The sequence below is a fragment of the Atopococcus tabaci DSM 17538 genome (assembly GCF_000429585.1).
Lineage (GTDB): Bacteria > Bacillota > Bacilli > Lactobacillales > Carnobacteriaceae_A > Atopococcus > Atopococcus tabaci.
In genome coordinates, this window is the sequence record NZ_AUCD01000123.1 from 1 (window position 1) to 1676 (window position 1676).

1 protein-coding gene is annotated in these 1676 nt (G+C 38.8%); it reads right to left on the reverse strand.

Features of this window, described 5'->3' with window-relative positions:
* Positions 1-201: 201 nt before the first annotated feature.
* Positions 202-1521 carry an IS1380 family transposase gene (locus G470_RS0111590; protein WP_028274931.1) on the reverse strand — a complete coding sequence of 440 codons (1320 nt, stop codon included), beginning with the start codon at positions 1519-1521 and terminating at the stop codon, positions 202-204.
* Between the last annotated feature and the right edge of the window lie 155 nt (positions 1522-1676).

Sequence of the window (1676 nt, forward strand, 5' to 3'; positions counted from 1 at the left end):
CCTGAATAATTCATAGCTCTAATTTAAAGCTGTTTTCTTGAATAAATTGCCTATTTTTATATTAGGCAGATACTTTCTTCTAAAATATTGTGTTTTCGAACAGGATTCTTAGGGAAGAAGGACCTATTAAAAATCCTTTGTCTATTTAAGGGCAGACTGATCCCTTGAAATAATCAGTTAAAACTTTATGCGATAACTCCTCTAAATACATTGTCTGGATCGCCGTAGGCGTTCGAAAACCTTATAAAATTCGTTTTGATACACATGATAACTCGACAGTTTGAGATAGACTTGTCTGCCTGTTTTAACGAGTTTGCCGGCAACTTTGAGCAATGTCAATCGTATAGAATGAATCGTCATCCCCCGATTCACTTGTTCAAATCCAATGGTCTTTAAAAAATTGACGAGGTTGTAAGCCAGGACACTGATCATCATTCTAACGTGATTTTCCAGGAAGAGTGGGCTATCTGTTTTGTCAAAATAAAAGCCTGATTTCGCTTCTTTGATGAAATTCTCCATTGTACCCCGTTTGCCGTAAAGAGAGAATATGACTTCAGCTGAGACATTATCGGATAGATTAGTCACAATGAATGCGTGGTGAAAGAGCAATTCTCCTGCTTCACGAACGGAACGTATACAGACTCGACGGGGTTTCGACCATGATTGTGCTTGATAAGGCATTGAAAAATACTGAACTTCCCGATCTTCCCATTTTTGGTTATCCCCGTAAAGAACGGATTGCTCAGCTAATTGACTTAACCTCCGATTGTTCTTTAATCGAATCACATACTGACTTTCATTTTCTTCACAAGACTCATACACCTCTGGTGTTGCGAAGCCGCTGTCTCCACGAACCAATATGTCAGTATTCGGTATGGATTCATTGTAGTGGTGTAACAATGGGTTGATAAAGGCTTTCACCCCTTTAGATGTGTATTGATTACCTGAACGCAGTTCAGCTTTTAAGAAATCTCCAGTCAGTCCGTCAAAGGCAACTAATGGGTGGTAGCCGTAGGTTTGATAATGTGCATTATAATCTGTTTGTTCTTGATGGCCAAAGGTATCTGAATGAGTGGAATCGAGATCAATGATTAACTCGGTGTCATTGCGAATCAAACGCGCTTTATCAATGAGCGACTGATTTAATGATTGTAATTGACCCACATTTTCCGTGGTGAAACGATCTAAAAACCGTGAGATTGACGATTGTGAGGCCAACTCCTTTTTACCGAGTACAGCTTGAAAGACTGGATCATGTCGTAACAGATTAGCTGACGAGTCTGCCGAATAACCAGCAATCAGTTGCATAGTGAGCTGTTCTAATATCGCTAAATTATCATGCGTGTAGTAAGCACGGTTATCTTTAATGTCCAGAAGTGATTTTGCCAAATCAGAAAACTTGAAGGTATCCATTACTTCTTTAACTAAGACTAAACCCGAATCACTCGATAAACGACCACCTGTATGCGAAATGATGATGTTTGAATTGAATTTTACCTGGTTTTTGTGTAAGCTAATCATGAAGAGAACTCCTTTCTTATGGTTGGTTTAGACACCTTTACCATATCAGAATGGGGTTCTTTTTGCATCACTTAACAGGTGAAAATGAAAAAGTAAATGAAGACTGCCGTTAGGCAGTTTCAGACGGTTTGAAGTCAAAGTATGAATTATTCAGG

Excerpts from the sequence above, each read along its gene's own strand:
- G470_RS0111590 (WP_028274931.1), bottom strand. The coding sequence starts at position 1,521 with ATGATTAGCTTACACAAAAACCAGGTAAAATTCAATTCAAACATCATC.